This window comes from Nonomuraea muscovyensis (assembly GCF_014207745.1).
In the GTDB taxonomy this organism is placed as follows: Bacteria; Actinomycetota; Actinomycetes; order Streptosporangiales; family Streptosporangiaceae; genus Nonomuraea; species Nonomuraea muscovyensis.
In genome coordinates, this window is the sequence record NZ_JACHJB010000003.1 from 744,006 (window position 1) to 769,830 (window position 25,825).

Here is a 25,825-nt window from a genome sequence, read left to right on the forward strand (position 1 = left end):
CGCTTGCCCATCTGAGGAGCCTTCATGCCCTACCGTCCCCCGCTGGTCGCGCACGAGTACTTTGTCGCCGACCCGCCCGAGCTGCCCGTGCGCGAACGGGGCGAGGGCGGTCTGTCGGCGCTGGCCACCGCCGAGCTGGTCGCGGCCGGCGAGGCCGGGGTGATGCTCAAGGCGACGACCGGCACCGAGGAGACCCTCGTGGTCCAGGTCGGCGTGGCGGGCGAAGGGGTGATCCGGGTCCGGCTGAGCGAGGACGCCGACGCCCGCCCCCGCTCGGAGCGGGCGATCCCCCTCGTGCGGCCCGGCACGTACGCCGGAGCGCGGGCCGAGGCGGCGCCCGGCGAGCCGATCGTCGTCGACGCCGGATCGCTGCGCGCCGAGATCAGCCTGTCACCCTGGCACCTGCGCTTCACCGACGCCTCCGGCACCACGCTGCTGGAGCAGGACCGCGGCCACACCGACATCAGTGGCCGGCTGCGCACGCTGCCGTTCGGCCGCTCCACCGCCGACGGCTCGCCGGTCGCCTACCACGAGAGCTTCGCCGCCCCGCCCGACGAGGCGTTCGCCGGCTTCGGCGAGTCGTTCGCGCCCCTCGACAAGCGCGGCCAGCGCCCGCTCATGTGGAACTTCGACGCCTTCGGCGCCGAGTCGCAGCGGGCCTACAAGAACATCCCCCTGTACGTGTCGAGCCGGGGCTACGGCGTGCTCGTGGACAGCGGCGCGCCGACGGAGTTCGACATGTGCCAGTCGACGCACAGCGTGGTCCAGATCGTGGTGCCGGACGACGTGCTCGACTACTACGTGATCGCCGGCCCGACCCCGCCCGAGGTGCTGGACCGCTACAACGGGCTGACCAGCCGGCCGGAGCTGCCGCCGAAGTGGGCGTTCGGCACCTGGATCTCGTCCGGGTTCTTCGTCGACACCCAGGAACGGGTGCTGGCCAGGGCGCGCACGATCAGGGAGAAGGGCATCCCCTGCGACGTGCTGCACCTCGACTGCTACTGGCAGACCGAGGGCCACTGGTCCGACCTGCGCTGGGACCCGGACCGCTTCCCCGACCCCGGCGCGATGCTGGCCGAGCTGGACCGGATGGGGTTCAAGGTCTGCCTGTGGATGAACCCCTACGTCTCCCACCTCAGCCCGGCCTTCCGTGAGGCGGCCGAGGCCGGCTACTTCCTGAGGACGCCCGGCGGCGAGCCGTACGTGGCCGACTGCTGGCACGGCTCCTACCCGCCCTGCGGGATCGTCGACCTCACCAACCCCGAGGCGGTCGCCTGGTTCAAGGACCTGCTCCGCCCGCTGCTCCGGCAGGGCGTGCAGACGTTCAAGACCGACTTCGCCGAGGGCGTGCCGCACGACGCCGTCGCCGCCAACGGCATGACCGGCACCGACCTGCACAACGTCTACACGCTGCTGTTCAACGACGCCGTCGCCGAGGTCACCCACGAGGTCCACGGGCACAGCCTGGTCTGGGCGCGCTCGTCGTTCCTCGGCGGGCAGCGGCACAGCGCCCAGTGGGGCGGCGACACCTACACGAGCTACGCGGCCATGGGCAGCACGCTGCGCGGCGGGCTGGCGCACGGCCTGTCGGGCGTGCCGTTCTGGAGCCACGACGCCGGCGGCTTCACCGGCAGGCCGACCGACGACCTGTACGTCCGCTGGACCCAGTTCGGCGCCCTGTCGCCGCTGCTGCGCCTGCACGGCACGACCAGCCGCGAGCCGTGGGAGTTCCCGGCCGTCGAGGAGCACGCGGTGGCGGCGCTGCGGCTGCGCTACCGCCTCATGCCGTATCTCTACTCGGCGGCGGTGGAGGCCGCGCGGACCGGCGCGCCGATGATGCGCGCGCTGTGCGTGGACTACCCCGGCGATCCGGTGGCCTGGCAGGCCGACCTGGAGTACCTGCTCGGCCGTGACCTGCTGGTGGCACCCATGACGGCGCCGGAGGGGACGCGGCAGGTCTACCTGCCGCACGGCGAGTGGGTGGACTACTGGACCGGCGAGGTGCTCACCGGCTCCCGCTACGTCCGCGTCGCCAAGCCGCTGGAGCAGATCCCGATCTTCGTCCGCCACGGCGCGCTCATCCCGGTCACCACGCCGGGCGACACCGTCGGCACGCCGGACGAGATCACCCTTGTCGCCTTCGGGGGTGGCCACAGCCACACGCGCATCCACGACACCGATGGCGACACCGCGGTCGTGGCCACCCGGGACGGCGACACGCTGCACGTGGCCGTCACCGGGCCGAAACGGATCGCCGCGGTCGAGTTCGCCCCGGTAACGGGCGCGCCCGGCCGGGCCGTCATCAGTCAGGAGACATCATGAGGAAGTCGAGGAGCGCCGTCAGGCTGGCCGCCGTGCTGACCGCCGGGGCGCTGGCGCTGGCGGCCTGCGGGTCCGGCGGGGACGACAAGCCCGCCGCGAGCGGCGAGCCGCGCGTGCTCAAGCTGTGGCACTACGAGAGCGCCGACAGCGCCATGGGCAAGGCGTGGGCCGAGGCGATCAAGAAGTTCGAGGCGAGTCACCCCGGTGTGACGGTGAAGTTCGAGGAGAAGGGCTTCGAGCAGATCCAGAAGACCGCGAGCATGGTGCTCAACTCCGACGAGGCGCCCGACATCATGGAGTACAACAAGGGCAACGCCACCGCCGGCCTGCTGTCCAAGCAGGGACTGCTCGCCGACCTGACCGAGGAGGCGACCAAGCGCGGCTGGGACAAGCTGCTGCCCGGCGGCCTCCAGGTCACCGCCAAGTACGACGAGCGGGGCGTCATGGGCTCCGGCGCGTGGTACGGCGTGCCCAACTACGGCGAGTTCGTGATGGTCTATTACAACAAGGACCTCTTCGACAAGCACGGCGTCAAGGTGCCCACCACGTTCGACGAGCTGACCGCCGCCCTGGACACCTTCGTCAAGGCCGAGGTGACGCCCATCGCCTCCGCCGGCGCCGAGTACCCGGCCCAGCAGATCTTCTACCAGCTCGCGCTGACCAAGGCGCAGCGGCCGTGGGTGAACGCCCTGCAGTCCTACCAGGGCAAGGTCGACTTCCGCGGCCCCGAGTTCGGCTACGCCGCGCAGACCATGGCCGACTGGGTGAAGAAGGGCTACATCGCCAAGGACTCCGGCGGCCTCAAGGCCGAGGACATGGGAGTGGCGTTCATGAAGGGCGAGTACCCCATCATGATCAGCGGTAGCTGGTGGTACGGCCGGCTCGCCTCCGAGATCAAGAACTTCGAGTGGGGCCACTTCCTGTTCCCCGGCGCCACCCTGTCGCCCGGGTCCAGCGGCAACCTCTGGGTCGTCCCCGAGAAGTCCCGGAACAAGGACCTCGCCCACGACTTCATCGACATCACGATGAGCAAGGACATCCAGAACCTGCTCGGCAACTCCGGCGGCGTGCCGGTGGCCGCCGACCCGGCCGCCATCACCGACGCCAAGAGCAAGGAGCTCATCGAGAGCTTCAACAAGCTCACCTCCGCGGACGGGCTGGCGTTCTACCCCGACTGGCCCGCCCCCGGCTACTACGACGTGCTCGTCGCCGGCGTGCAGAACCTCGTCAACGGCAGCAAGACCCCCGACCAGGTCCTGGACGAGATCGCGGGGCCGTACGAGGACAACCTCGCCGACATCGGCGGTTAGCCCATGGCGCGCACCAAGGGCTACTGGTGGTACCTCGCACCGAGCCTGGTCCTGTTCCTCGCCGTGATCGTGGCGCCGTTCCTGATGAACCTCGCCACGAGCTTCACCCGCTGGACGGGGGTGGGCACGCCGAAGTGGGCCGGGCTGGACAACTACGCCCGGCTCATCGAGGACGAGCGGTTCTGGCAGTCGTTCCAGCACAACGTGGGCCTCATCGTGGCCATGGCGATCGTGCCGACCGTCCTCGGGCTGGTGCTGGCCGCCGCCCTGTTCGACTACATCGGCCGGAGGTTCGGCACCCGCACGGCCGCCGCGCTGCGCGCGATGTACTACCTGCCGCAGGTGCTGCCCGTGGCGGTGGCGGGCGTGGTGTGGGGCTGGATGCTGCACCCGTCGTACGGGGCCGTCAACCAGATGTTCGGGCTGCGGCTCGACTGGCTCGGCGACCCGGACCTCGCTCTGGCCACGGTGATGGCCGTCATGGTGTGGTTCCAGCTCGGCTATCCCGTCGTGATCTTCATGGCCGGGCTGCAGCGGGCGGACCCCGCCCTGCACGAGGCGGCCGAGATCGACGGGGCCTCGTGGTGGCGCAGGTTCTGGCACATCACGATCCCCCAGATCCGGCCGGAGACGTTCGTGGTGCTGCTGACCTGCACGATCGCCGCGCTGAAGGTCTTCGGGCCGATCTTCGTGCTGACCCGCGGCGGGCCCGGCAACGCCACCATGGTGCCGTCGTACTTCTCCTACCTGAACTTCTTCCAGAAGAGCAACGTCGGGTACGGCTCGGCCATCGCCACGGTGCTGGCCCTGGTCATCATCGTGGTGACGTTCCTGTTCCTGCGCGTGCAGGAGCGTGCCCGGTGAGGGCGGCCGGGCCGGGCCGGTGGGCCGTGCTGGCCGCACTGGTCGTGCTGGCCGCCGTGATGGTGTTCCCGTTCCTCCTCGTCGCGGTCAACGCGGTCAAGTCGCCCGCCGACTACAGCTCCCACGGACCGCTCAGCCTGCCGGCGGAGATCTACCTGCAGGGCATCGTCGACTTCTGGAACCGCGTCGACTTCGGCGAGAAGCTCTGGAACAGCTTCGTGATCAGCGCCTCGGTGGCGCTGCTCGCGGTCGTGCTGTCGGTGCTCAACGCCTACGCGCTCGGCATCGGCCGGGTACGCGGCCGGCTGTGGATCCTCGTGCTGTTCCTCGTGGGCAACACGCTGCCGCAGGAGGCGCTGGCCTACCCGCTCTACTACCTGGCGAAGGAGGTCGGACTCTACGACACCCGGCTGTCGATGGTCATCGTCTTCACGGTGATCCAGGCGGCCTTCGGCACCTACCTGCTGAGCGCCGTCCTCGGCCAGTTTCCGAAGGAGATCCTGGAGGCCGCGTCGATGGACGGCGCGGGCCGCTTCCGGGCGCTGTGGCAGATCGTGGTGCCGATCAGCAGGCCCACGCTCAGCGTCCTGGTGATCTTCTTCTTCATCTGGACGTGGAACGAGTTCTTCCTCCCGCTCATCTTCCTCATCTCCAACGAGACGCAGACCGTGCCGGTCGCCCTCGGCGTCCTGCAGGGCGAGAAGTACATGGACGCCACCATGTCCAGCGCCTCGGCCCTGCTCGGCATCGTCCCGGCGGTCGCCTTCTTCCTCATCTTCCAGCGCACGCTCACCCGCGGCGTCACGGTCGGCGCCGTCAAGTAACCCCCTCGCCCCCCTGGAGCAGACTCCATGTCCCGACGCTTACGGACCCCGGCGGTCCTCGCCCTCACCCTGACGGCCGCCCTGCTGGCCGCCCCGCCGGCCACCGCCGACGACCTGCCGTTCCGCAACCCCGCGCTGCCGGTGGAGCAGCGCGTGAGCGACCTGCTCGGCCGGCTCACCCTGGCCGAGAAGCTGGGCCTGCTGCACCAGTCGCAGCAGGCCGTCCCGCGACTCGGCATCCCGTACCACAAGAACGGCACCGAGGCGCTGCACGGCATCGCCTGGTCCAACGACCTCGCCGACAACTGGAACCAGAAGCTCGCCCGGGGCACCGTGTTCCCGCAGGCGGTCGGCCTGGCCAGCACCTGGGACCCCGAGCTGATCAGGAAGGTCGGCTCGGCCGTCGGCGACGAGACCCGCGGCTACAACGCCCAGAACCCGGCGCTGTGGGGCCTACAGGTGTGGGCGCCGGTCGTGGACCCGCTGCGCGACCCGCGGGCCGGCCGCAACGAGGAGGGCTACTCCGAGGACCCGCTGCTCACCGGCGCGATGGCCACCGCCTACGGCAGGGGCCTGCAGGGCGACGACCCCTTCTACCTGAAGACCGCGCCGGTGCTCAAGCACTACCTCGCCTACAACAACGAGGCGAACCGCAGCCTCACCTCCGCCAACCTCACGCCGAAGCTCAAGCGCGAGTACTACGAGCAGGCGTTCAGGATCGCGATCAAGGCCGACGCCGCGACCGGGGTCATGGCGTCGTACAACCTGGTCAACGGCCGGCCCAACCACGTCAACGGCGACCTGAACGAGGTCGTGCGGTCGTGGACCGACCGCACCCTCTACAACGTCAGCGACGCGTGGGGCCCGCACGCCCTCACCGACGTGGAGAAGTACTACGACGACAAGCCCGAGGCGTTCGCCGCGGTGCTCAAGTCGGGCCAGGACAGCTTCACCATCGACGGCAGCGACAGCGGCCCGCTGGTGGCCAACCTCACGGCAGCCCTCGACCGCGGCCTCATCACCGAGGCCGACGTGGACAGGGCGGTCGGGCACGCGCTGACCATCCGGTTCCGGCTCGGCCACCTCGACCCGGACGGCGGCCCGTACAAGAAGATCACCGCTGACGTGATCGACAGCCCGGCGCACCGCAAGCTCAACCGGGAGACCGCCGCCAAGGCCGCGGTCCTGCTGAGGAACTCCGGCACGCTGCCGCTGAAGTCGCCCGCCTCGGCCGCCGTGGTGGGCCCGCTGTCGGACAAGCTCCACAGCGACTGGTACGCGGGCACGATGCCCTACCAGGTCACCCCCCTCGCCGGGATCAAGGAGCGGGTCTCCGACGTCACCACCGGCGCGGGCCTGGAGCGGGTCGCGCTCAAGCACCTGGACTCCGGCAAATACCTCACCGCCACCGGCACCGGTCCCGACGACAACGCCGCGCTGACCGACACGACCCCCACGCCCGCCTCGCAGTGGGACCTCACCGACTGGGTCGCCGGGGTCTCCACCCTGCGCAACGCGGGCAACGGCAAGCTGCTCGGCGGCGACTGGCGCTCCCTGGACACCGACGACGACGAGCCCACCGGCTGGTACGTGCAGCAGCAGTTCGCGCTGGAGCGCCAGGCCGACGGCTCGCACCTCATCAGGTACGCCGGCTTCGAGAACGTCGAAGGCTGGTACGGCCTGCCCGACCCGTACGTCACCGTGACCGCCGACGGCGCGCTCGGCCTGGCGCCCAAGGCGCAGGCGGCCCGCTTCGCCAAGGAGGTCGTCTCCGACGGCATCGCGGCGGCCGCCGAGCAGGCCCGCCGGGCCGAGGTGGCGGTCGTGGTCGTCGGCAGCCACCCGTGGGTGCACGGCCGCGAGGTCCACGACCGCGACAACCTGCAACTGGGCGACGGGCAGAAGCGGCTGATCGAGGCCGTGCGCGCGGCCAACCCGAGGACCGTGGTCGTGCTGGAGACCAGCTACCCGGTGATCGTGGACGCGCCGACGCTGCTGTGGACCACGCACGCCGGCTCGGAGACCGGCCACGCCGTCGCCGACGTGCTCTTCGGCGACGTCAACCCGGCCGGACGGCTCACCCAGACCTGGTACGCCACGGACGAGCTGCCGAGCATCCTCGACTACGACCTGGCCAGGACCGGGATGACGTACCTCTACCACGAGGGCGACCCGCTCTACTCCTTCGGCCACGGGCTCAGCTACACCACCTTCGGCTACCAGGGCCTGCGGGTCCGCGGCGACCAGGTGAGCGTCAAGGTCACCAACACCGGCGAGGTCAGGGGCGAGGAGGTCGTCCAGCTCTACACCCACCAGCACCGCTCCCGCTTCAAGCAGCCGGTCAGGCAACTGCGCGGCTTCCAGCGGATCGCGCTGGCGCCGGGCGAGTCGAAGACGGTCACCTTCCCGCTCCGGCGGGACGACCTGGCCGTGTGGGACCACACCCGGGGCAGGTGGGTCGTCGAGGCGGCCACCCACGACGTGCTCGTCGGCTCGGCCTCGGACCGCATCCGGGCCCGCGCCACGACGCGGGTCACCGGCGAGACGATCCCGGTCCGGGACCTGACCAGGACGACTCGGGCGATGGACTTCGACGACTACTCCGGCGTGGAGTTCGCCGACGAGAACAAGGTCAGCGGCGACGTCGTGGCCGGGTCCGCGGGCGACTGGATCGCCTTCACCGGCGCCTCCTGGGGCTCGCGGCTGACGGCCTCGGTCTCGTCGGTGACCGGCGGCTCGGTCGAGCTGCGCCGGGGCTCGCCGACCGGCCCGGTCCTCGGCACCGTCCAGGCGCCCGCCACCGGCGGCGTCTACCGGTGGGGCACGGCCGACGCCGCGGTGCAGGCCGGGACGGGCGACCTCTACCTGGTGTTCAGGGGCGACCTGCGGCTCAGGGACGTCACGCTCGCCCGCTGATTGGTTGTGAGTCCCAACTATTGACCAGGGGTCACCGGTGTGTGAGCCTCGTCGTGAGGCTCATGCGCGAAGGCGAGGCGACGGTCAGGGTCCCCGCGACCTGAACGTGCATGGCGGTCATCCGGGCGGACCAGCTTCATGGGGCGCCGCTTGGCGTGCCCGGAAAGGCAGATCCGCTCATGCCACGAAGGTTGTTCAGCGTTCTCCTGGCCGTCGCCGTGGTCCTGGCGGCGGTGGTTGTGCGGATGGCGCCGGTCTCGGCCGTCGCCTCCGACCCGTACGCCTTCAAGAACGTCCGCATCGACGGTGGCGGCTTCGTGCCCGGCATCGTCTTCAACCCGACCGAGAAGAACCTCGTCTACGCCCGCACCGACATCGGCGGGGCGTACCGCTGGAACCAGTCCACCCGGACGTGGACCCCGCTCCTCGACTGGGTGGGCTGGGACAGGTGGGGCTGGAACGGCGTCGTCAGCCTGGCGACGGACCCCGTGGACACCGACCGCGTCTACGTCGCCGCCGGCATGTACACCAACAGCTGGGACCCGGGCAACGGCGCCGTGCTGCGCTCCACCGACAAGGGCGCCACATGGCAGGCCGCCCCCCTGCCGTTCAAGCTCGGCGGCAACATGCCCGGCCGCGGCATGGGCGAGGCGCTCGCCGTCGATCCCAACCGCAACAGCGTCCTCTACCTCGGCACCCCCAACGGCAACGGCCTGTGGCGCAGCACCGACCACGGCGCGACCTGGGCCAAGGTGGCGAGCTTCCCCAACCCGGGCGACTACGCCCAGGACCCGGGCGACCCCAACGGCTACCTCAGCCACCGGCCCGGCGTCGTCTGGGTGACCTTCGACCCGCGCTCCTCGGCCAAGGGCGACGCCACCAGGACGATCTACGTCGGCGTGGCCGACAAGGACGACACCGTCTACCGCACCACCGACGCCGGAGCCACCTGGGAGCGGGTGCCCGGCCAGCCGACCGGCTACCTGGCCCACAAGGGCGTCCTCGACACGGTCAACGGCAACCTGTTCATCGCCACGAGCGACACCGGCGGCCCGTACGACGGCGGCAAGGGCGACGTCTGGCGCTACGCCACCGCGACCGGCACCTGGACACAGGTCAGCCCGGTCCCGTCGTCGAGCTCGGACGCCTACTTCGGCTACAGCGGCCTCACCCTCGACCGGCAGAACCCGGGCACGCTCATGGTGGCCACCCAGATCTCCTGGTGGCCGGACGTGATCTTCTTCCGGTCCACCGACTCCGGAGCCACCTGGACCCGCGTCTGGGACTGGACCTCGTACCCGAACCGGAGCTTCCGCTACAAGATGGACGTCTCCGCGAACCCATGGCTGACCTTCGGCGGCAACCCGCAGCCGCCCGAGGTGACGCCCAAGCTGGGCTGGATGACCGAGTCGCTGGAGATCGACCCGTTCGACTCCGACCGGATGATGTACGGCACCGGCGCCACCGTCTACGGCACCGAGGACCTGACGAAGTGGGACTCCGGCGGCCAGTTCACCATCAGGCCGATGGCCAGGGGCCTGGAGGAGACGGCGGTGCTCGACCTGGTCAGCCCGCCGAGCGGCGCGCCGCTGGTCAGCGCGCTGGGCGACATCGGCGGGTTCCGGCACGCCGACCTGGACGCGGTGCCGCCGATGATGTTCACCTCGCCCGGCTTCACCTCCACCACCAGTCTCGACTACGCCGAGAAGAACCCGGGCGTGCTGGTCCGCGCCGGCAACTTCACCGACGCCGACCGGCCGAACGACAGCCACGTGGCCTTCTCCACCGACGGCGGCGCCAACTGGTTCCAGGGCAGCGAACCGGGCGGGATCGACGAGGGCGGCACCGTCGCCGCCGCGGCCGACGGTTCCCGGTTCGTCTGGGCGCCCAAGGGCGTGGCCGTGCACCACTCGACCGGCTTCGGCACCTCCTGGCAGCAGTCGCAGGGCCTGCCGACCGGGGCGGTCGTCGAGTCCGACCGGGTCGATCCGATGACCTTCTACGGCTTCGGCGGTGGCCGCTTCCACCTGAGCACGAACGGCGGCGCCACCTTCACCGCCACGGCCGCGACCGGCCTGCCCGCCACCGGCAACGTCCACTTCAAGGCGCTGCCGGGCACGAAGGGCGACATCTGGCTGGCGGGGGAGACCGGCCTGTTCCGCTCGACCGACGGCGGCGCGTCCTTCACCAGGCTGCCCGGCGTCACGTCCGCCGTGAACGTGGGCTTCGGCAAGGCGGCGCCGGGGCAGTCGTACCCGGCGGTGTTCGCGGTCGCGACCATCGGCGGCGTCACCGGCCTCTACCGGTCCGACGACGCGGGCGCGAACTGGGTCCGCGTCAACGACGACGACCACCAGTGGGGCAACATGGGCGAGGCGCTGACGGGCGACCCACGGATCTACGGCCGCGTCTACCTCGGCACGAACGGCCGCGGCATCATCTACGGCGACCGCACGGGCCCCACGCCCACCGTGACCCCGACCGTGACCCCCACGGTGACTCCCACAGTGACTCCCACGGTGACTCCCACGGTGGGCAAGGCATGCACGGCGACCTACACCGTCGGCAACCAGTGGCCGGGCGGCTTCTCGGCGGAGGTGACGGTCAGGAACACCGGCACCGCGGCCACCGCCGGCTGGAAGGTCACCTGGAAGTACCCGGGCGACCAGCGGATCACCCAGCTCTGGAACGGCTCCCACACCCAGGCGGGCGCCGACGTCACCGTCTCCAACCTGAGCTACAACGGCGCCGTCCAGCCGAACGCCACCACGTCGTTCGGCCTCAACGGCGCCGGCCCGGCCGCCACACCGACCCTCACCTGCACCGCCTCGTGACCTGAGATGGGCGCCCGCCGGCCGGCGGGCGCCCTGCCCAGGAGGCTCAGCCCTTCACCGCGCCGATGAAGACGCCCTTGGTGAAGTGCTTCTGGACGAACGGGTACACGAACAGCACCGGCACCAGCGCGATCACCACGATCGACATCTGGACCGCCAGGTTCGGCGGCAGACTGTGGCCCGCCGCGACGCTGTCGCCGCTCTGCCCGGCGAACATCGACTGCCCCTGGTAGACGTACTGCCGCAGCACGAGCTGCAGCGGCCACTTGGCGCTGTCGTTGAGGTAGAGCACGGCGTCGAAGAAGGCGTTCCAGTAGCCCACCGCGTACAGCAGCGCGATCACCGCGACCACGCCCTTCGACATCGGCAGCACGATCCGCCGCAGGATCGTGAACTCGCTCGCCCCGTCGACGCGGGCGCTGTCGGTCACCTCGGCCGGGATGCTCATGAAGAACGCCCGCATCACCACCAGGTTGAAGGCGGTCACCGCGACCGGCAGGATCAGCGACCAGTACGAGTCGATCAGGCCGAGCCCGCTGACCACCAGATACTTCGGGATCATGCCGGGGCCGAAGAGGAAGGTCAGCAGCACGAGGAAGAGCAGCGGCCGGTGCAGCAGCGTCCCCGGCCGCGACAGGCCGTAGGCGGCCAGCGTCGTGACGACCAGGCTGATCGCCGTGCCGGCCACGGTGACGCCGAGGCTCACCAGCACCGCCCGGGTCACCACGCCGCCGGCGAAGACCTGCTCGTAGGCGGCGAACGAGAGCTCCCCGGGAACGGTCACCAGCCCGCCCGCCCTGCTCACCGTCTCCTGCGTGGACAGGCTGGTCAGCACGACCATGTAGACGGGGAACAGGATGGCGGCGGCGATCAGTGTGAGCACGAGCGTCTTGGCCGTGCGGCCGACGGCGGAGGGCTTCTCCGCCCAGGATGCGGACGTCATGATCGTTTGTAGATCCCCTGCTCGCCGAACCGGTGGGCGACCTTGTTGGCCACCACGATGAGGATGAGCCCGACCAGGCCCTTGACCAGGCCCGCCGCGGCTCCGTAGCTCCACTCGCCGGTCAGCAGCGTGCGCCAGTAGACGAAGGTGTCCAGCACCTCGGCGGCCTCCCTGCCGACCGCGTCGCGCTGCAGGAAGAACTGCTCGAAGCCGACGTTGAGCGCGTCGCCGAGCCGCAGGATGAGCAGCAGGATGATGACCGGCCGCAGCCCTGGGAGCGTGATGTGCCACATGCGCCGCCAGCGGCTCGCGCCGTCCACCGCCGCCGCCTCGTACAGGTTCTGGTCGATGGCGGCCAGCGCGGCGAGGAAGATGATCGTCCCCCAGCCCGCGTCCTTCCAGACGGACTCCGCCGTCACCAGGAGGATGAAGGTGTCGGGGTTCGTCATGATGTCGATGCCCGAGCGGCCGTTCTCGCGCAGGATCTGCGACAGCAGGCCGGCCCCGCCGAACATCTGCTGGAACAGCGTGACGACCAGCACCCAGGAGAAGAAGTGCGGCATGTACACGATGCTCTGGATGAACAGCCGCGCCCTGGGCCGGATCACGCTGTCCAGCAGGATCGCCAGCACGATCGGGATCGGGAAGTAGAAGACGAGCTGGAACGCCGTGATGGTCAGCGTGTTCGACGTCGCCTGCCAGAAGCTCTCGTCGAGCATGAGCCACTGGAAGTTCGCCAGGCCCACCCAGGGGCTGTCCTTGATGCCCACGTACGGCGAGTAGTCCTGGAACGCGATCACGTTGCCGAGCAGCGGCACGTAGTGGAACACCAGCAGCAGCCCGATCGCCGGGACGCTCATCAGGAGGAGCTGCCAGTCGCGGCGCAGCCGGGCGCCGAACGTGGCCGGCCTGGGCCGGGCGGCCCGCCCGGCCCGCCACCGGGCGAGCGGGCCGCGCCGGCGCGTGCTGACCGGGGCGGCGGGCGCGGTCAGGTCACCCGCCGCCCCGGAGTCCTCGACGGTCCCGCCCTGCCTAAGCACGACCGTTGTCCCGCAGGACCTTCAGGTAGAACTCGCGGGCCTCGTCCCCGCCGTCGCGCCGCCACTCCTGCGCGATCTGCCTGACGTCGCTCACCGGGCGGCGGCCCCGCATGACGTCGGTGAACTTGTCCTCCGTCGGCACCTGCAGGCCCGAGTACTTCGACGGCCGCTGGATCCTGATCCCGGCGAACGGGTTGCGCTCGATGTGCTTGAACGAGGCGTTCTGCCAGTCGAGGCTGAGCTTGACGTCCTCGGGGAACGGCCAGTCCACGTACAGGGGGCGCCCGCCGAGGAAGCCGTAGGTGTAGGCCACCTCCTTGGTGCCGAGGTCGGTCAGCTTGGGCACGCCGTCGGAGCCGAGCTCGAAGTGCTTGCCCTTGACGCCGTAGTTGGACAGCTCGTACTCCTTGGTGCCGTACGGCGCCGCGCACCAGTTGAGAATCGACAGCAGTTCCTCCACCTGGGCCTTCGGCAGGCCCTTCTTGACGAAGGTGAAGATCCCGGCCGCGGTGTTGTGATACATGATCGGCGCGCTGCCGTCGTGGGAGAAGAGCGGGAAGGCGTTGAGGGCGAACTCCGGGTTCTTGGGCCGGTGCTGCTGCAGCAGCTCCTTCCAGGCGCCCAGCCCGTCACGGTAGACGAGGATCTGGCCGGCGCCGATGAGCTCCTTCTCGTTGGTGCCCTTGCTGCTGATGACGCCCGGGTGGACCAGCTCCTCGTCGAACACCTTCCGCATCCACACGATCATCTGCTCGAACTCGGGCGTCTCGTACTTGTGCACGAGCTTGCCGCCCTCGTAGCGCCACTCCTGCGGCACCTTGAAGATCGGCCAGGCCATCTCGTGGATGGAGCCGAACGCCCAGCGCTTGGCCTTGGCGTCGGTGATGTCCTTGCCGAGCTGGAAGAGCTCGTCGGCGGTCTTGGGGTTCTGGTTCCAGCCGTTCTTGTCGAACAGGTCCTTGCGGTAGAGCAGTGCATACGGGTACGGCTCGGTCGGGTACGGCACCGCCATCAGCTTGCCGTTCCACACCGACCACTCCCACGCGGTTGTCGGCAGGTTGGCCAGCAGCGCGTACGGCTTGACCCTGTCGCCCTGCAGGTACGGCGTGAGGTCCTCGAACGCCTGGTCCACGGCCTGGTTGAAGTCGGCCATCTTGTCGATCTCCCAGCTCGGGATGACCATGAGGTCGGGGATGTCCCGGGCGGCGAGGCGGGCGATGGCCTTGTCGGCGTACGTGACGCCGTCGGTGATCTGGAACTCCAGAGTCGCGCCGATGTCGGCGTTGGCGGCCTGGAAGTAGGAGTTGGACGACAGGCCGGGGGGCGGCGGGCCCCACAGCGGCGTCATGGCCTTGTAGGCGCCGCCCTTGCCCGCCTTCTGCGTGAGGGCGGGCGCCGGGCTCGCCGGGTAGGCGGTGAAACCGCCGGCGATGTCGGGGACGCCTTCGAGGTTCGAGACCGTGCCCGGCAGGTCGGGCTTGACGCCGGAGAAGGCGGTGAAGGTCGGGGTCAGGCTCTTGAGCTGGTTGCCGGCCGCCGCCGAGGCGCCTCCGGAGCCGGGCCGGGGGGTGCTGGGGGCGCTGCATCCGGTGAGCAGCCCGGCCGCCGTCATGCCGACCAGTCCGAGGAATCCGCGCCGGGTCGTCGAAGCGCCTTGAGCCGGAAGTGTCACGGCGCGCTCCCTTCGCTTGAAGGAGGGGTTGTCGAGGCAGCACAGATGACGGTTAGAATTAGTTCGTCTGCCCATCAAACAAATTAATGGAGGGTGACCGTCGCCACAAGGGACCGCTCCGGTCACAGGTTGGTGAAGGGAACCCGCGATGCGGCATGCTGGGGTCACCTCCTGGCGGGAACGGGGCTGATTTTGATCACATCCACGACCGGCCCGCAGCCGGCCGACTTCGCCGACGTCCGGGCCACCAACCTCGCCGTCGTGCTGCGGTTCGTGCGCGAGCACGCGCCGTGCTCGCGGGCCGACATCGCGGCGTCCACGGGGCTGAACAAGGCGACGGTCTCGAGCCTGGTCGCCGACCTGATCGACCGCCGGCTGGTGCGCGAGACCGGCCTGACGGAGAACCGGGTGGGCAGGCCGGCCACGATGCTCGTCCTCGACGGCTCGCCGTACGCGGCGATCGGCGTGGAGATCAACGTCGACTACGTCTCGGCCGTGGCCACCGGCCTGGCGGGGGAGCGGCTGCTGACCTGGCGGCGCTCGTTCGCCGGCGGCGCGTCGGTGAGCCAGGACGTGGCCGCCCTCGCCGCCGTCATCCGGCGGGTGGTCAACCGCATGGCCAAGGACGAGCGCCAGATCCTCGGGCTGGCCGTGGCCGTGCCGGGCCTGGTCGACGTCCAGGGCGTCGTGCGGCTCGCGCCCAACCTCGGCTGGCGTGACGCCGACGTCAGCGGCGACCTGGCCAAGGCGCTGCGCGACCCGGGCTTCGCCGTCCAGGTCGACAACGACGCCAACCTCGCCGCGCTGGCCGAGCACCGCTTCGGCTCCCACGCGGGGGCCGCCGACCTCGTCTACCTCACCGGCGAGATCGGCGTGGGCGCCGGCGTCATCCTCGACGGCCGGCTGCGGCGGGGCGCCCTCGGCTACAGCGGCGAGCTCGGCCACGTGCAGCTCGACCCCGACGGACCCGCCTGCCGCTGCGGGCGGCGCGGCTGCCTGGAGTCGGTGGCCGGCATCGCCGCCGTGCTGCGGCGCGAGCCGTCACCGGCCGAGATCCAGGTCGAGATCGAGGAGGTCGTCAGGTCCGCCCGCGCGGGCGAGGCGGCCACCCTGAAGATCCTCGACTCCGTGGGCCGGGGCCTCGGCCGGGGCGTGGCCGTCATCGCCAACCTGCTCAACCCCGAGGTGGTCATCCTGGGCGGCTACTACGTGCCGCTCGCGCCGTGGCTGCTGCCCGCGGTGCGCGACGAGGTCGCCGGGCGGGTCATCGCGCCCGGCGGCTGTGAGGTGGTCGCCTCGACCCTCGGGCACGACGCCGCCGCTCTCGGTGGTGCCGCCTGGGTGCTCGACTCCGTCGACTCGGGCCGCCTGCCCGGCGGCATGTCGCGCTTCTCCTGACGGAGCCGAATCCGACCTGGCAGAAAGTGTGGCGTAGGCCTTGACCTACGTCACAGAGGCGGGCACCCTTCATGAAACCCACCGAAATTTCCCCGTAACTTCCCCGGCCGGTCGTCGAAGCGCTTCGACACTCTCAGAGGGATGGCCATGCACGAACCCTTCCGCGACCCTGACGTCCCGATCCCCGACCGGATCGCGGACCTGACGCGCAGGCTCACCCTGGAGGAGAAGCTCGGCCTGCTGCACCAGTACCAGGCGCCGGTCGGCCGGCTGGGCGTCGGCCCGTTCCGCACCGGCACCGAGGCCCTGCACGGGCTGGCCTGGCTCGGCCCGGCCACCGTCTTCCCGCAGGCCGTCGGCCTCGCCTCCACCTGGGACCCCGACCTGGTTCGCCGGGTCGGCGAGGCCACCTCCGACGAGGTGCTGGCCTTCCACCACAAGGACCCGGCCGGCGCCGGCCGCAACGTCTGGGCGCCCGTGGTCAACCCGCTGCGCGACCCCCGCTGGGGCCGCAACGAGGAGGGCTACTCCGAGGACCCGTGGCTGACCGGGCTGATGGCCACGGCCTATGCGCGCGGTCTTCGTGGGAGCGACCCCACAATCCTCAAGACCGCCCCCACGCTCAAGCACTTCCTCGGCTACAACAACGAGACCGACCGCTGCGTCACCTCCAGCAACCTGCCGCCGCGCGTCCTGCACGAGTACGAGCTGCCCGCCTACCGCCCGGCCCTGGAGAGCGGCGCGGCCGTCGCCGTCATGCCCTCCTACAACCTGGTCAACGGCCGGCCCGCGCACCTCAGCCCGCTGATCGAGCGGGCCCTGCGGGCCTGGGCGCCGGACGAGATCCTCGTGGTCAGCGACGCCTACGCCCCCGGCAACCTGACCGGCCTGCAGCGCTACCACGACACGCTGCCCGAGGCGTACGCGCACGCGGTCAGGGCGGGGCTCGACAGCTTCACCCAGGACGACGACCGCGGCGAGGCCACGATCGGCCACCTGCGCGAGGCCGTCGACCGCGGCCTGCTCGCCGAGGCCGACGTGGACCGGGCGGTGCGGCACGCGCTGTCGATCAGGTTCCGGCTCGGCGAGTTCGACCCGGCGACGCCGTACGACGACATCACCGAGGAGGTGGTCAACCGGCCCGAGCACCAGGCGCTGGCCCGGGAGGCGGCCCGCCGGTCGTTCGTGCTGCTGGCCAACGACGGACTGCTGCCGCTCGGCCCCGTCACCAGGATCGCGGTGATCGGCCAGCTCGGCGACACCCTCATGGAGGACTGGTACAGCGGCACCCTCCCGTACGCCGTCACCGCCCGCGCGGGACTGGCCGAGCGGTGCGAGACCGTGTTCTGCGAGGCCGTGGACCGGATCACGCTGACCGCCGAGGCCGGCCCCGTCACCGCCGACCCGGCCGGCGGGCCGCTGAGCGCCGGCGGACCGGCGACGACCGCCGCGGCGGACCGGACCGGCGCCTTCGACCTGTTCGACTGGGGCGGCGGCTCCTACGCGCTGCGGGCCGTCGCCACCGGCAGGTTCGTCTCCGCCGACGACGGGATCCTCGTCAACGACCAGCCCGGCCCGAACGGCTGGGAGGTCCGCCAGACGTTCCGCCTGGAGGACCGGCCGCGTGGCGCGATCGCGCTGCGCCACATCTCCTCCGGCTGCTATGTCGGAGCGGGCGGCGACGGGGTGCTGCGCCTGGTGGACGACGCCGACCAGGCGCTCTGGCTGACCCTGGAGGTCGTCAGGAGCGGCGCCGAGCAGGCGGCCGAGCTGGCCGCGAGCGCCGACGTCGCCGTCGTCGTGGTCGGCGACCACCCGCTGGTCAACGGCCGCGAGACCGAGGACCGCACCAGCCTCGCCCTGGCGCCCGCGCAGGACGCCGTGGTCGCCGCCGTGCACGCCGCCAACCCGCGCACGGTCATGGTGATCAGCAGCGGCTACCCGCTCACCTGGACCAGCGAGGGCCCGCCCGCCGTGCTGTGGTCCGCGCACGGCGGCCAGGAGTACGGCCACGCCCTGGCCGAGGTGCTGTTCGGCGAGGCCGACCCGGAGGGCCGGCTCACCCAGACGTGGTACCGCTCCGCCCAGGAACTGCCCGACCTGCTCGACTACGACATCATCACGGCCGACGCCACCTACCTGTACTTCCGCGGCAGCCCGCTCTACCCGTTCGGGCACGGGCTCAGCTACACCACCTTCGACTTCGCCGACCTGCGGGTGTCGCCGGCGGGCGCTGAGGTGACGACTGAGGTGACGGCCGAGGTGACGGTGACGAACACCGGCCCCCGCGAGGGCGTCGAGGTCGTCCAGTTCTACACGCACCAGCAGCGCTCCCGGGTCAAGCAGCCGCTGCGCCGGCTGCGCGGCTTCGAGAAGGTGCGCCTCGCGCCCGGCGAGAGCCGGACCGTGCGCCTGACGCTGCCCGTTCGGGAGCTGGCCTTCTGGGACGTGACCCGGGGCAGGTTCGTCGTGGAGAGCGCGCCGCACCAGCTCATGGTCGGGCGCAGCGCTACCGACCTGCGGTTGAGCGCCCGCTTCGAGGTGGCGGGCGAGACCGTCCCGCCCCGCTCCGGGGCGCTGGCGGCCGTGGACCACGACGAGTACGACGCGGTCGCCTTCGTGGACGCCGCCCGGGAGGACGGCGAGGCCGTCCGCTCGCAGGTGGAGGGCGCCTGGATCGCGTTCCGCGAGGTGGACCTGACCGGCGCCGCCTCCTGCGTGGTGCACGCGGGCAGCGCGGAGGGCGGAGTCGTCACCCTCCACCTCGGCGACCCGCTCTACGGGCCGGCGCTGGCCACCTTCCCCGTCCCCCGCACCGACCGGTACGTCTTCCGGGCGATCGAGGCTCCGCTTGCGCACGTGGACGGCGTCCACGATCTTTATGTGGTGTTCGAGGACGACGGCATCACCCTGACCCGGCTCGAACTCGACGGCGCCCACGCGGGCGACGGGCTGGGAGGCGGTGCTTGAGCGGGCGCACGGTCACGATCGCCGAGGTCGCCCGGCACGCCGGCGTGGCGGTCAGCACGGTCTCCTACGTGCTCAGCGGCAAGCGGACGATCTCGGCCGACACCCGCAGGCGCGTGCTCGACAGCATCAGCGCGCTCGGCTACCACCCCAACGCCGGAGCCCGCGCGCTGGCCAGCAAGCGCTCCAACGTCATCGCGCTGGTGCTGCCGCTGCGCGCCGGCATGCACGTGCCCGTGCTGATGCGCTTCGCCAGCGCGGTCGTCACCGCCGCCCGCCGCTTCGACCACGACGTGCTGCTGCTGACCGCCGACGAGGGCACCGAGGGCATCCGCCGGGTCGCCGCCAGCGCCCTGGTCGACGCGCTCGTCCTCATGGACGTCGAGCTGCACGACCGCCGGGTGCCGCTGCTGCGCGAGCTGGCCGAGCCCAGCGTGCTCATCGGCTTCCCCGCCGAGCCCGCCGGGCTGACCTGCGTCGACCTCGACTTCGCCGCCGCCGGCGCCCGCTGCGTCGCCCACCTGTCCGAACGGGGGCACACCGAGATCGCGCTGCTCGGGGCCCCCTCGGTGGTCTACGAACGCGGCACCGGCTTCGCACGCCGTACCCGGGAGGGGTTCACCGACGCCGTCGCGGCCCACGGCCTCGACGGGGTGGCGCTGCCGTGCGAGGAGACGTTCGACGAGATCCACGAGACCGTCGGCCGCCTGCTCGCCGACCGGCCGGGCCTGTCCGGCCTGGTGGTGCACAACGAGGCGGCGGTCAACCACGTCCTCGGCTCGCTCCGCCAGCTCGGCCGGCGGGTGCCCGGCGACGTGGCCGTGGTCGCCATCTGCCCCGACGACGTGGCCGAACGGGCCAGCCCGCCGCTCTCGTCCGTCCTCATCCCGGCCGAGGAGGTCGGCCGGGAGGCGGTCCGGCTGGTCATGGAGAAGCTGCGGGGTGGTTCCGTGCCGGAGGCCACGCTGCTCACCCCGCAGCTCACCGTCCGCGCCAGCACCTGACGCCGGGGGTCCTCAGCTGAAACAGTATTCGATCTTGGCGGGGGACATCGTGATCTTGACGACCCGCTTCGACAGCCACTTGTTCCGGAAGTCGCAGAAGTAGTCCCAGCTGCCGTCGCTGTAGTCGATGTATCCGGACCAGCCGCCGGGCTCCAGTTTGTAGCCGAGCGAGTTGAGCGGATAGTCGCCGCTGCAGTTCTTGCGCCACGTGCCGATCGTGTTGTCCGACTTCCAGTACTTGTAGACCAGGTAGCTCGACTGGCACAGGGCCGCCGACGATGAGGTCGTGGCCGTGGCCGTGGCGGGGGTGGATGCGACCGCCAGTGCCATTCCGGCGGCAGCCGTCGCGCCGAGCACTCTCCTGAGTCGCCGTCCGATGTTGAACATGGTCGTCCTTTCCAGTCGTCGGCATGGCGACTCCCCTGCGGATTTCGCGATGTTCGCCATGGCGTGAACCGTAACGACGAGAAAGCGAAAATCACCCCGGTCGTCGAACGAGGGTCCTCCCCGCCGGCGGGCGCGCTCGCCGGCCGCTCAACCAAGTTCTGACCTGCGACGATGGCGTCAGGCAGACCTCGCCGCAGGGGTGGACCGGCAGGAACCGGCAAGGACCCCGGCAGTTTCCGGCGCCTTGGCGATCATCGTGGTAGCTTCGGCTTCCTATGGAGACGGAGCGGCACACGCTGGGCTCGTTCATCCGGGACCGTCGCCTGCGAGCAGGCCTCAACCAGAAGGAACTGGCCGCTCAAGCCGCGTTGAGCGAACGTTCGCTGCGCGACCTGGAGGCCGGCCGGGTGAGCCGTCCACGGGCCTCGTCCCTGAGGCGGCTCGCCGAGGCGCTGGACATCACCGGTGCCGACCTGGACACGCTGCTGGCCGCCGTCCCCGCAGGCCCCGCGAAGCCGCTCCGGATCGGCGTGCTGGGGCCGCTCTCCGTCCGCGTCGGCGACGCGGCCGTCGAGGTGCGGTCGGGCACGCAGCGCCGGTTGCTCGGCCTGCTGGCACTGCGGCCGGGGCAGCCGGTGCACCGCGAGGAGATCATCGACACGCTCTGGGGCGAGCGGCCGCCGAAGTCCTGCCTGAGCCTGGTGCAGGGCTACGTCGGCTCCCTGCGCAAGCTGCTCACGCGCACCCGGACGCCCGGCTCCGCCATCACGCTGGGCCCCGGCGGCTACGTCCTGTCCCCGGAGGCCGGTGCGCACGACGTGCTGCGGTTCGGCGATCTCGTCGCCCGCGCGCAGCTCGCCCGCGACGAGGGCCGGTTCGCGGCGGCGACGGAGCTCCTCGACGCCGCGCTGCGGTGCTGGCGAGGCCCGGTGCTGGCCGGCGCCGGCCCCCGGCTCGCTCAGCACCCCGCCGCCGTGGCGCTCAACCACGAGCGCACCGCCGCCGCGCTGGCCTTCGCGGACCTCGCCCTGGGCAGCGGCGACCATGAGGGGGCCGCTGCCCGATTACGCGAGCTCGTCGCCGACGAACCCCTGCACGAAGCCCTGCACGCCCGCCTCGTCCTGGCGACGGCCGGTAGCGGGGACCAGGCCGCCGCGCTGCGCCTGTTCGTGGCGGTCAGCGGCAGGCTGGCGGACGAGCTGGGCGTCGAGCCGGGGCCCGAGCTGGCGGCGGCCCACCTGCGGGTGCTGCGCCAGGAGCCACACGGCCGCACGGTCACCGGCGCCGCCGGGCCCGGCGCGCCCGGCCGGGCGGGCGGCTCCGGTTCGGAGCTGCCTGTCGGGGAAGCCGGGCAGGTCATCCCGGCGCAGCTCCCGATGGACGTCCGCGGCTTCGCCGGCCGCGCCGGCGAACTCGGCCGGCTGGACGGCCTGGTGACGGCGAGCGCCGGCCGGCCCACCACTGTGACGATCACGGTGGTCTCCGGCACGGCGGGAGTCGGCAAGACCTCGCTGGCGGTGCACTGGGCGCACCGGGTCCGCGACCGGTTCCCCGACGGGCAGCTCTACCTCGACCTCCGGGGTCACTCCCGGGAGCCGCCGCTGAGCGCCGCCGAGGCGCTGACGGCGCTGCTGCGCGCGCTGGACACGCCCCCGGAGCGGATCCCGGCCGACACCGCCCAGGCCGCCGCCCGCTACCGGTCGCTCCTCGACGACCGGCGGATGCTCCTGCTGCTGGACGACGCGGCCTCGGCCGAACAGGTGCGCCCCCTCCTGCCGGGCGCACCCGGCTGTCTCGTGCTCGTCACCAGCCGTGACCGCCTCAGCGGGCTGGTCGCGAGGGAGGGCGCCCGGCGGATCACGCTCGACGTCCTGCCCCGGCAGGAGGCACACGAGCTGCTGGCCTCGGTGCTCGGACGGCGGCGGATCGACGCCGAGCCCGAGGCCGCCGCGCGACTGGCCGACCTGTGCGGCCGGCTGCCGCTGGCGCTGCGTATCTCGGCCGCCCACCTGGCGGACCGGCCCGGGCGGGCGATCGCCGGCTACGCCGAGGAACTGGCCCGGGGCAACAGGCTCGCCGCCCTGGAGATCGAGGAGGATCCGGAGACCGCCGTACGGGCCGCGCTGGACCGGTCGTACGCGGCCCTGCGGCCCGACGCGCGGCGGGCGTACCGGCTCCTCGGCCTCGTGCCCGGCGCGGACTTCTCCCCGGGGGCCGCAGCGGCGGCGACGGGCCTGGCCGCGGGCGAGGCGGACCGGCTGCTGCAGCGCCTGGCGGGCCGGCATCTGCTGAAGGAGCGGGCGCCGGGCCGGTACGCCTTCCACGACCTGGTCAGGCTGCACGCGCGGGCCCGGGCGGCCGCCGAGGACGGCCCCACCGAGCGGGCGGCCGCCCTCCGGCGGGTCTGCCGATGGCACCTGTCCGGGGTGGAGGCGGCGGCGGACCTCCTCTACTCCCACATGCTGCGCCTGCCGCCGCTCGGCGAGGCCGCCACCGCGTTCCGGGACGCCCGCGACGCCCGGAGGTGGCTCGACGCCGAGTCGGCGAACCTGGTGACCGCGACGGTGGAGGCCGCCGCGGGCGCGGCGCGGGAGGAGGCCTGGCACCTGGCGCTGGCGCTGCGCGGCTACCTCTGGATGTCCGGCGACCTGGCGGCGGCCGAGGCGACGGCCGCCGCGGCGCTGACGGCGGCGCTGACGGCGGACGACGCCCGCGGCCAGGCGGCGGCGAGGCTCGCCCTCGGCCAGACCCTGACCAGGCTCGGCCGGCTCGAAGAGGCCCGGCACCACCTCGACGAGGCCGTCCGCGTGGGCGCCCTGCTGGACTGGCCGGAGCACTGGACGGCGACGTGCACCACGCTGGGCACGCTGCACTCCTGGCACGGCCGGCTCGATGACGCGGCCGGCCACTACCGCCGAGGTCTGGAGCTGAGCCTGGCGCGCGGCCACGCGGAGGGCGCGGCGGTCAACCTGGTCAACCTCGCCTTCACGGCCCTGCACGCCGGAGACCTGGAGCAGGCCGTGTCGTACGGCGAGCAGGTGCTGGCGCGCTACGGCGTCGCCGGGTCGGGAGACGGCCACCCGGCCACCCTCGCCGTGCTGGGCGACGCCTGCCACCTGCTCGGCCGGTTCGACCAGGCGCTCGCCCACTTCGACCGCGCGCTGGAGGCCTACCGGCGGATCGGCAGCTCCGTGGAGGAGCCGGTCGTGCGGGCCACCCGCGTCGCGGTGCACTGCGACGCGGGCCGCTACGACCACGCGCTGCGGGAGGCCGAGGCGCTCGCGCACGCCACGCGCGACTCGGCCGGCCGGGTGCGGGCCGCCGCCCTGGCCGCGCTCGGCACGGCCCACCGGCACCTGGGAAACCCCTCGGCGACCGGGCACCTGGAGGCGGCCCTGACCGCGCTGGAGTCCGGGGGAGACCGCGTGCTGGAGACGCAGATCCGGCTGGAACTGGCCGCGTCCCGCCTGTCGGCGGGCCGGCTCGCAGCCGCCGAGGCGGGCGCCGAACAGGCCCTGGCCGTCGCGAGGCACGCGGGCTACCGCGTGTGGGAGGGGCAGGGCCTGCTCGTCCTCGCCGCCGTCGATCTCGCCCGCGACCTGCCGGAACGGGCCGCGGAACGCGCGGCGTGCGCGCTCGCCCTGCACCGGCGGTCCGGGTATCGGCTCGGGCAGGGCCGGGCGCTCCTCCTGCTGGCCGACGCCGCCGCCCGCGCCGGGCGGCCGGACACCTCCCGCGCCGAGGCCGGGCGCATCCTGGCCGAGATCGGAGCCGTCCCGCTCGACCGGCACGGGTAGCCCCGGTCAGAAGGCCAGGACGATGCCGTAGGCGGCCGGAGAGACGCGACGGGCGCGCTCCCTGGAGGGAACGCGCCCGATCATCCGAGAAGGGAAACGGCTACCAGTCGCCGCCGCCGAAGTCACCGCCGCCGAAGTCGCCTCCGCCGAAGTCGAAGCCGCCTCCGCCGCCGAAGTCGCCGCCTCCGCCGAAGTCACCGGCGCCCGCGTCGGCAGCGCCTTCCGCGTAACCGGCGCCGTAGCCGCCCATGCCCCAGCCGCCGCCGAGCATGCTGCCCATCATGGTGCCGATGAACATGCCGGTCATGATGTCGCCGAAGCCGCCGTAGTAGCCGTAGGCGTACGGCTGGTAGGCCGGGCCCGCGTCGTAGTAGGGGCGACGCTGCCCGTTGACCATGACCTCGCGCATCTGCGGGTCGAAGCCGCGCTCCACGGCCTCGGCGTCGGCCTTGCAGGCGGGCACGTCGCGCACCGCGCCACCGGGCGGGGCCCAGCGCACGTCGCGCGTCGACGGGCCGTGCTGCGGGTTGAAGAAGCAGGGCGCGCGCCGCTCGGGCACCGGCTGGTTGCCGACCCGGGCCTTCACCACCGCGAGCGCGTAGCGGCCGTCCTCCAGGGTCTGGGTGACCTCGCGGATCTGGTCGGCCCGCTGCACCGCGGCGAGCTGCGTCTTGGACTTCTCGTAGGAGTCGAGCGCCTGCTGCCACTCCTCGATGTGCCGGCCGCCCTGACCGGCGAGCGTGACGTCGGTGTCGAGAGCGGTGATCTCCTCACCGAACTTGGTGACGTCCTCCTCCACGGTGTGCTTGACCGCGGCCAGCTCCTGGGCCTGCTTGACGGCCAGCTTCTTCTTCTTGTTCTTGGAGTAGAGGAAGTAGCCGCCACCGCCGGCCAGCGCGATGACGCCCAGGCCGACCAGCACGCCGGTGCCGCCGCCGCTGCCGCCCACCGGGCCGGAGGTCAGCGCGGAGTTGCGCTTGTTGTCGGCGAGCAGGTTGACCCGCTCGACGAAGTCCTGCATGCCGGACACCACGTTGTCGTTGTGCCGGGTGGCGAGGTTGGCGGCCTGGCCGGTGGCGCCGCGACCGAAGTTGGAGACGGCGAAGAGCGACCTGCCGTCGAGCACGGCGATGGTCATCTGCCCGCTCTTGGCCCCGGAGACCGCGGTGGCGAGCTGTTGCAGGTAGGGCCCGGCGGCGGCGTTGTTGGCCAGCGTGCCGTCGGGCAGCGCGGCCACGTAGACGCTGACCTTGGAGTCCTTGAGCGTCTGGCGGATCTCCGACTGCTCCTCGGAGGTCAGCGGGGAGCCGGACTGGACGAAGAGCGGGTCCTTCTGGTCCTTCCAGTGGGCCAGGACGGACTGCGCGTCGGGCGGAGCCACAGCCGCCTGGGCAGCTGGGGTGAGCGCGAAGACGACGAGTAGACCGGCGAACAGAGCCGCGATCGCGGCCCCCGCACGGCGCAGCGAGTGGGTCATTGGCAGCAAGCCTCCTTCGCCCATGAGGACGAACGGGCGGTGGACAAAGTTCCTCACTGGGCACGCTACC

General features: G+C 71.9%; 15 protein-coding genes. 10 read left to right on the forward strand and 5 right to left on the reverse strand.

From position 1 onward, the window contains the following. Nucleotides 1-24: 24 nt before the first annotated feature. From FHU36_RS35295 to FHU36_RS35320, 6 genes are all read left to right on the forward strand, one after another. Nucleotides 25-2,322: a TIM-barrel domain-containing protein gene (locus FHU36_RS35295; protein ID WP_185088394.1), complete on the forward strand. Its 2,298-nt coding sequence runs from the start codon at nucleotides 25-27 to the stop codon at nucleotides 2,320-2,322. Continuing rightward, on the forward strand, nucleotides 2,319-3,632 hold the full coding sequence (locus FHU36_RS35300) for an ABC transporter substrate-binding protein (protein ID WP_185088395.1): 1,314 nt from the start codon (nucleotides 2,319-2,321) through the stop codon (nucleotides 3,630-3,632). The genes FHU36_RS35295 and FHU36_RS35300 overlap by 4 nt, the downstream gene beginning before the upstream one ends. A gap of 3 nt (nucleotides 3,633-3,635) precedes the next feature. Further along, nucleotides 3,636-4,496 (forward strand): carbohydrate ABC transporter permease, encoded by an 861-nt coding sequence (locus tag FHU36_RS35305; RefSeq protein WP_185088396.1) that lies wholly within the window; start codon nucleotides 3,636-3,638, stop codon nucleotides 4,494-4,496. Further along, entirely contained in the window at nucleotides 4,493-5,320 is an 828-nt protein-coding gene (locus tag FHU36_RS35310) for a carbohydrate ABC transporter permease (RefSeq protein WP_312892056.1), read from the forward strand. The genes FHU36_RS35305 and FHU36_RS35310 overlap by 4 nt, the downstream gene beginning before the upstream one ends. A 27-nt stretch (nucleotides 5,321-5,347) precedes the next feature. After that, complete coding sequence (locus FHU36_RS35315) at nucleotides 5,348-8,236, forward strand: glycoside hydrolase family 3 protein (protein WP_185088397.1); 2,889 nt, start codon at nucleotides 5,348-5,350, stop codon at nucleotides 8,234-8,236. Nucleotides 8,237-8,415: 179 nt separating this feature from the next. Then, the gene (locus FHU36_RS35320) at nucleotides 8,416-11,070 is read left to right on the forward strand and encodes a cellulose binding domain-containing protein (RefSeq protein ID WP_185088398.1); all 2,655 of its coding nucleotides are present in this window, start codon (nucleotides 8,416-8,418) and stop codon (nucleotides 11,068-11,070) included. A gap of 46 nt (nucleotides 11,071-11,116) precedes the next feature. Here the strand turns inward: FHU36_RS35320 and FHU36_RS35325 are convergent, their stop codons facing one another. The 3 genes from FHU36_RS35325 to FHU36_RS35335 are packed head-to-tail and all read right to left on the reverse strand — an operon-like array spanning nucleotide 11,117 to nucleotide 14,725. Next, entirely contained in the window at nucleotides 11,117-12,013 is an 897-nt protein-coding gene (locus tag FHU36_RS35325) for a carbohydrate ABC transporter permease (RefSeq protein ID WP_185088399.1), read from the reverse strand. Then, the gene (locus FHU36_RS35330; RefSeq protein ID WP_312892057.1) at nucleotides 12,010-13,053 is read right to left on the reverse strand and encodes an ABC transporter permease; all 1,044 of its coding nucleotides are present in this window, start codon (nucleotides 13,051-13,053) and stop codon (nucleotides 12,010-12,012) included. Before FHU36_RS35330 ends, FHU36_RS35325 begins: the two co-directional genes overlap by 4 nt. Then, the gene (locus FHU36_RS35335; RefSeq protein WP_185088400.1) at nucleotides 13,046-14,725 is read right to left on the reverse strand and encodes a type 2 periplasmic-binding domain-containing protein; all 1,680 of its coding nucleotides are present in this window, start codon (nucleotides 14,723-14,725) and stop codon (nucleotides 13,046-13,048) included. The genes FHU36_RS35330 and FHU36_RS35335 overlap by 8 nt, the downstream gene beginning before the upstream one ends. Before the next feature lie 192 nt (nucleotides 14,726-14,917). Between FHU36_RS35335 and FHU36_RS35340 the strand changes: the two genes are divergently transcribed. From FHU36_RS35340 to FHU36_RS35350, 3 genes are all read left to right on the forward strand, one after another. Continuing rightward, nucleotides 14,918-16,123, forward strand: coding sequence for an ROK family transcriptional regulator (locus FHU36_RS35340; RefSeq protein WP_185088401.1), 1,206 nt, complete (start codon nucleotides 14,918-14,920; stop codon nucleotides 16,121-16,123). A gap of 147 nt (nucleotides 16,124-16,270) precedes the next feature. Then, nucleotides 16,271-19,093: a glycoside hydrolase family 3 protein gene (locus FHU36_RS35345; RefSeq protein WP_185088905.1), complete on the forward strand. Its 2,823-nt coding sequence runs from the start codon at nucleotides 16,271-16,273 to the stop codon at nucleotides 19,091-19,093. Then, complete coding sequence (locus FHU36_RS35350; RefSeq protein ID WP_185088402.1) at nucleotides 19,090-20,094, forward strand: LacI family DNA-binding transcriptional regulator; 1,005 nt, start codon at nucleotides 19,090-19,092, stop codon at nucleotides 20,092-20,094. The genes FHU36_RS35345 and FHU36_RS35350 overlap by 4 nt, the downstream gene beginning before the upstream one ends. Before the next feature lie 12 nt (nucleotides 20,095-20,106). On the opposite strand, the gene FHU36_RS35355 is transcribed toward FHU36_RS35350, so the two are convergent. Continuing rightward, nucleotides 20,107-20,481 (reverse strand): hypothetical protein, encoded by a 375-nt coding sequence (locus tag FHU36_RS35355; RefSeq protein ID WP_185088403.1) that lies wholly within the window; start codon nucleotides 20,479-20,481, stop codon nucleotides 20,107-20,109. Nucleotides 20,482-20,756: 275 nt separating this feature from the next. On the opposite strand from FHU36_RS35355, the gene FHU36_RS35360 reads away from it, so the two are divergent. Further along, nucleotides 20,757-24,278: a BTAD domain-containing putative transcriptional regulator gene (locus FHU36_RS35360; RefSeq protein ID WP_185088404.1), complete on the forward strand. Its 3,522-nt coding sequence runs from the start codon at nucleotides 20,757-20,759 to the stop codon at nucleotides 24,276-24,278. Between the two features lie 100 nt (nucleotides 24,279-24,378). Here the strand turns inward: FHU36_RS35360 and FHU36_RS35365 are convergent, their stop codons facing one another. Continuing rightward, on the reverse strand, nucleotides 24,379-25,755 hold the full coding sequence (locus tag FHU36_RS35365; protein ID WP_246503046.1) for a hypothetical protein: 1,377 nt from the start codon (nucleotides 25,753-25,755) through the stop codon (nucleotides 24,379-24,381). Between the last annotated feature and the right edge of the window lie 70 nt (nucleotides 25,756-25,825).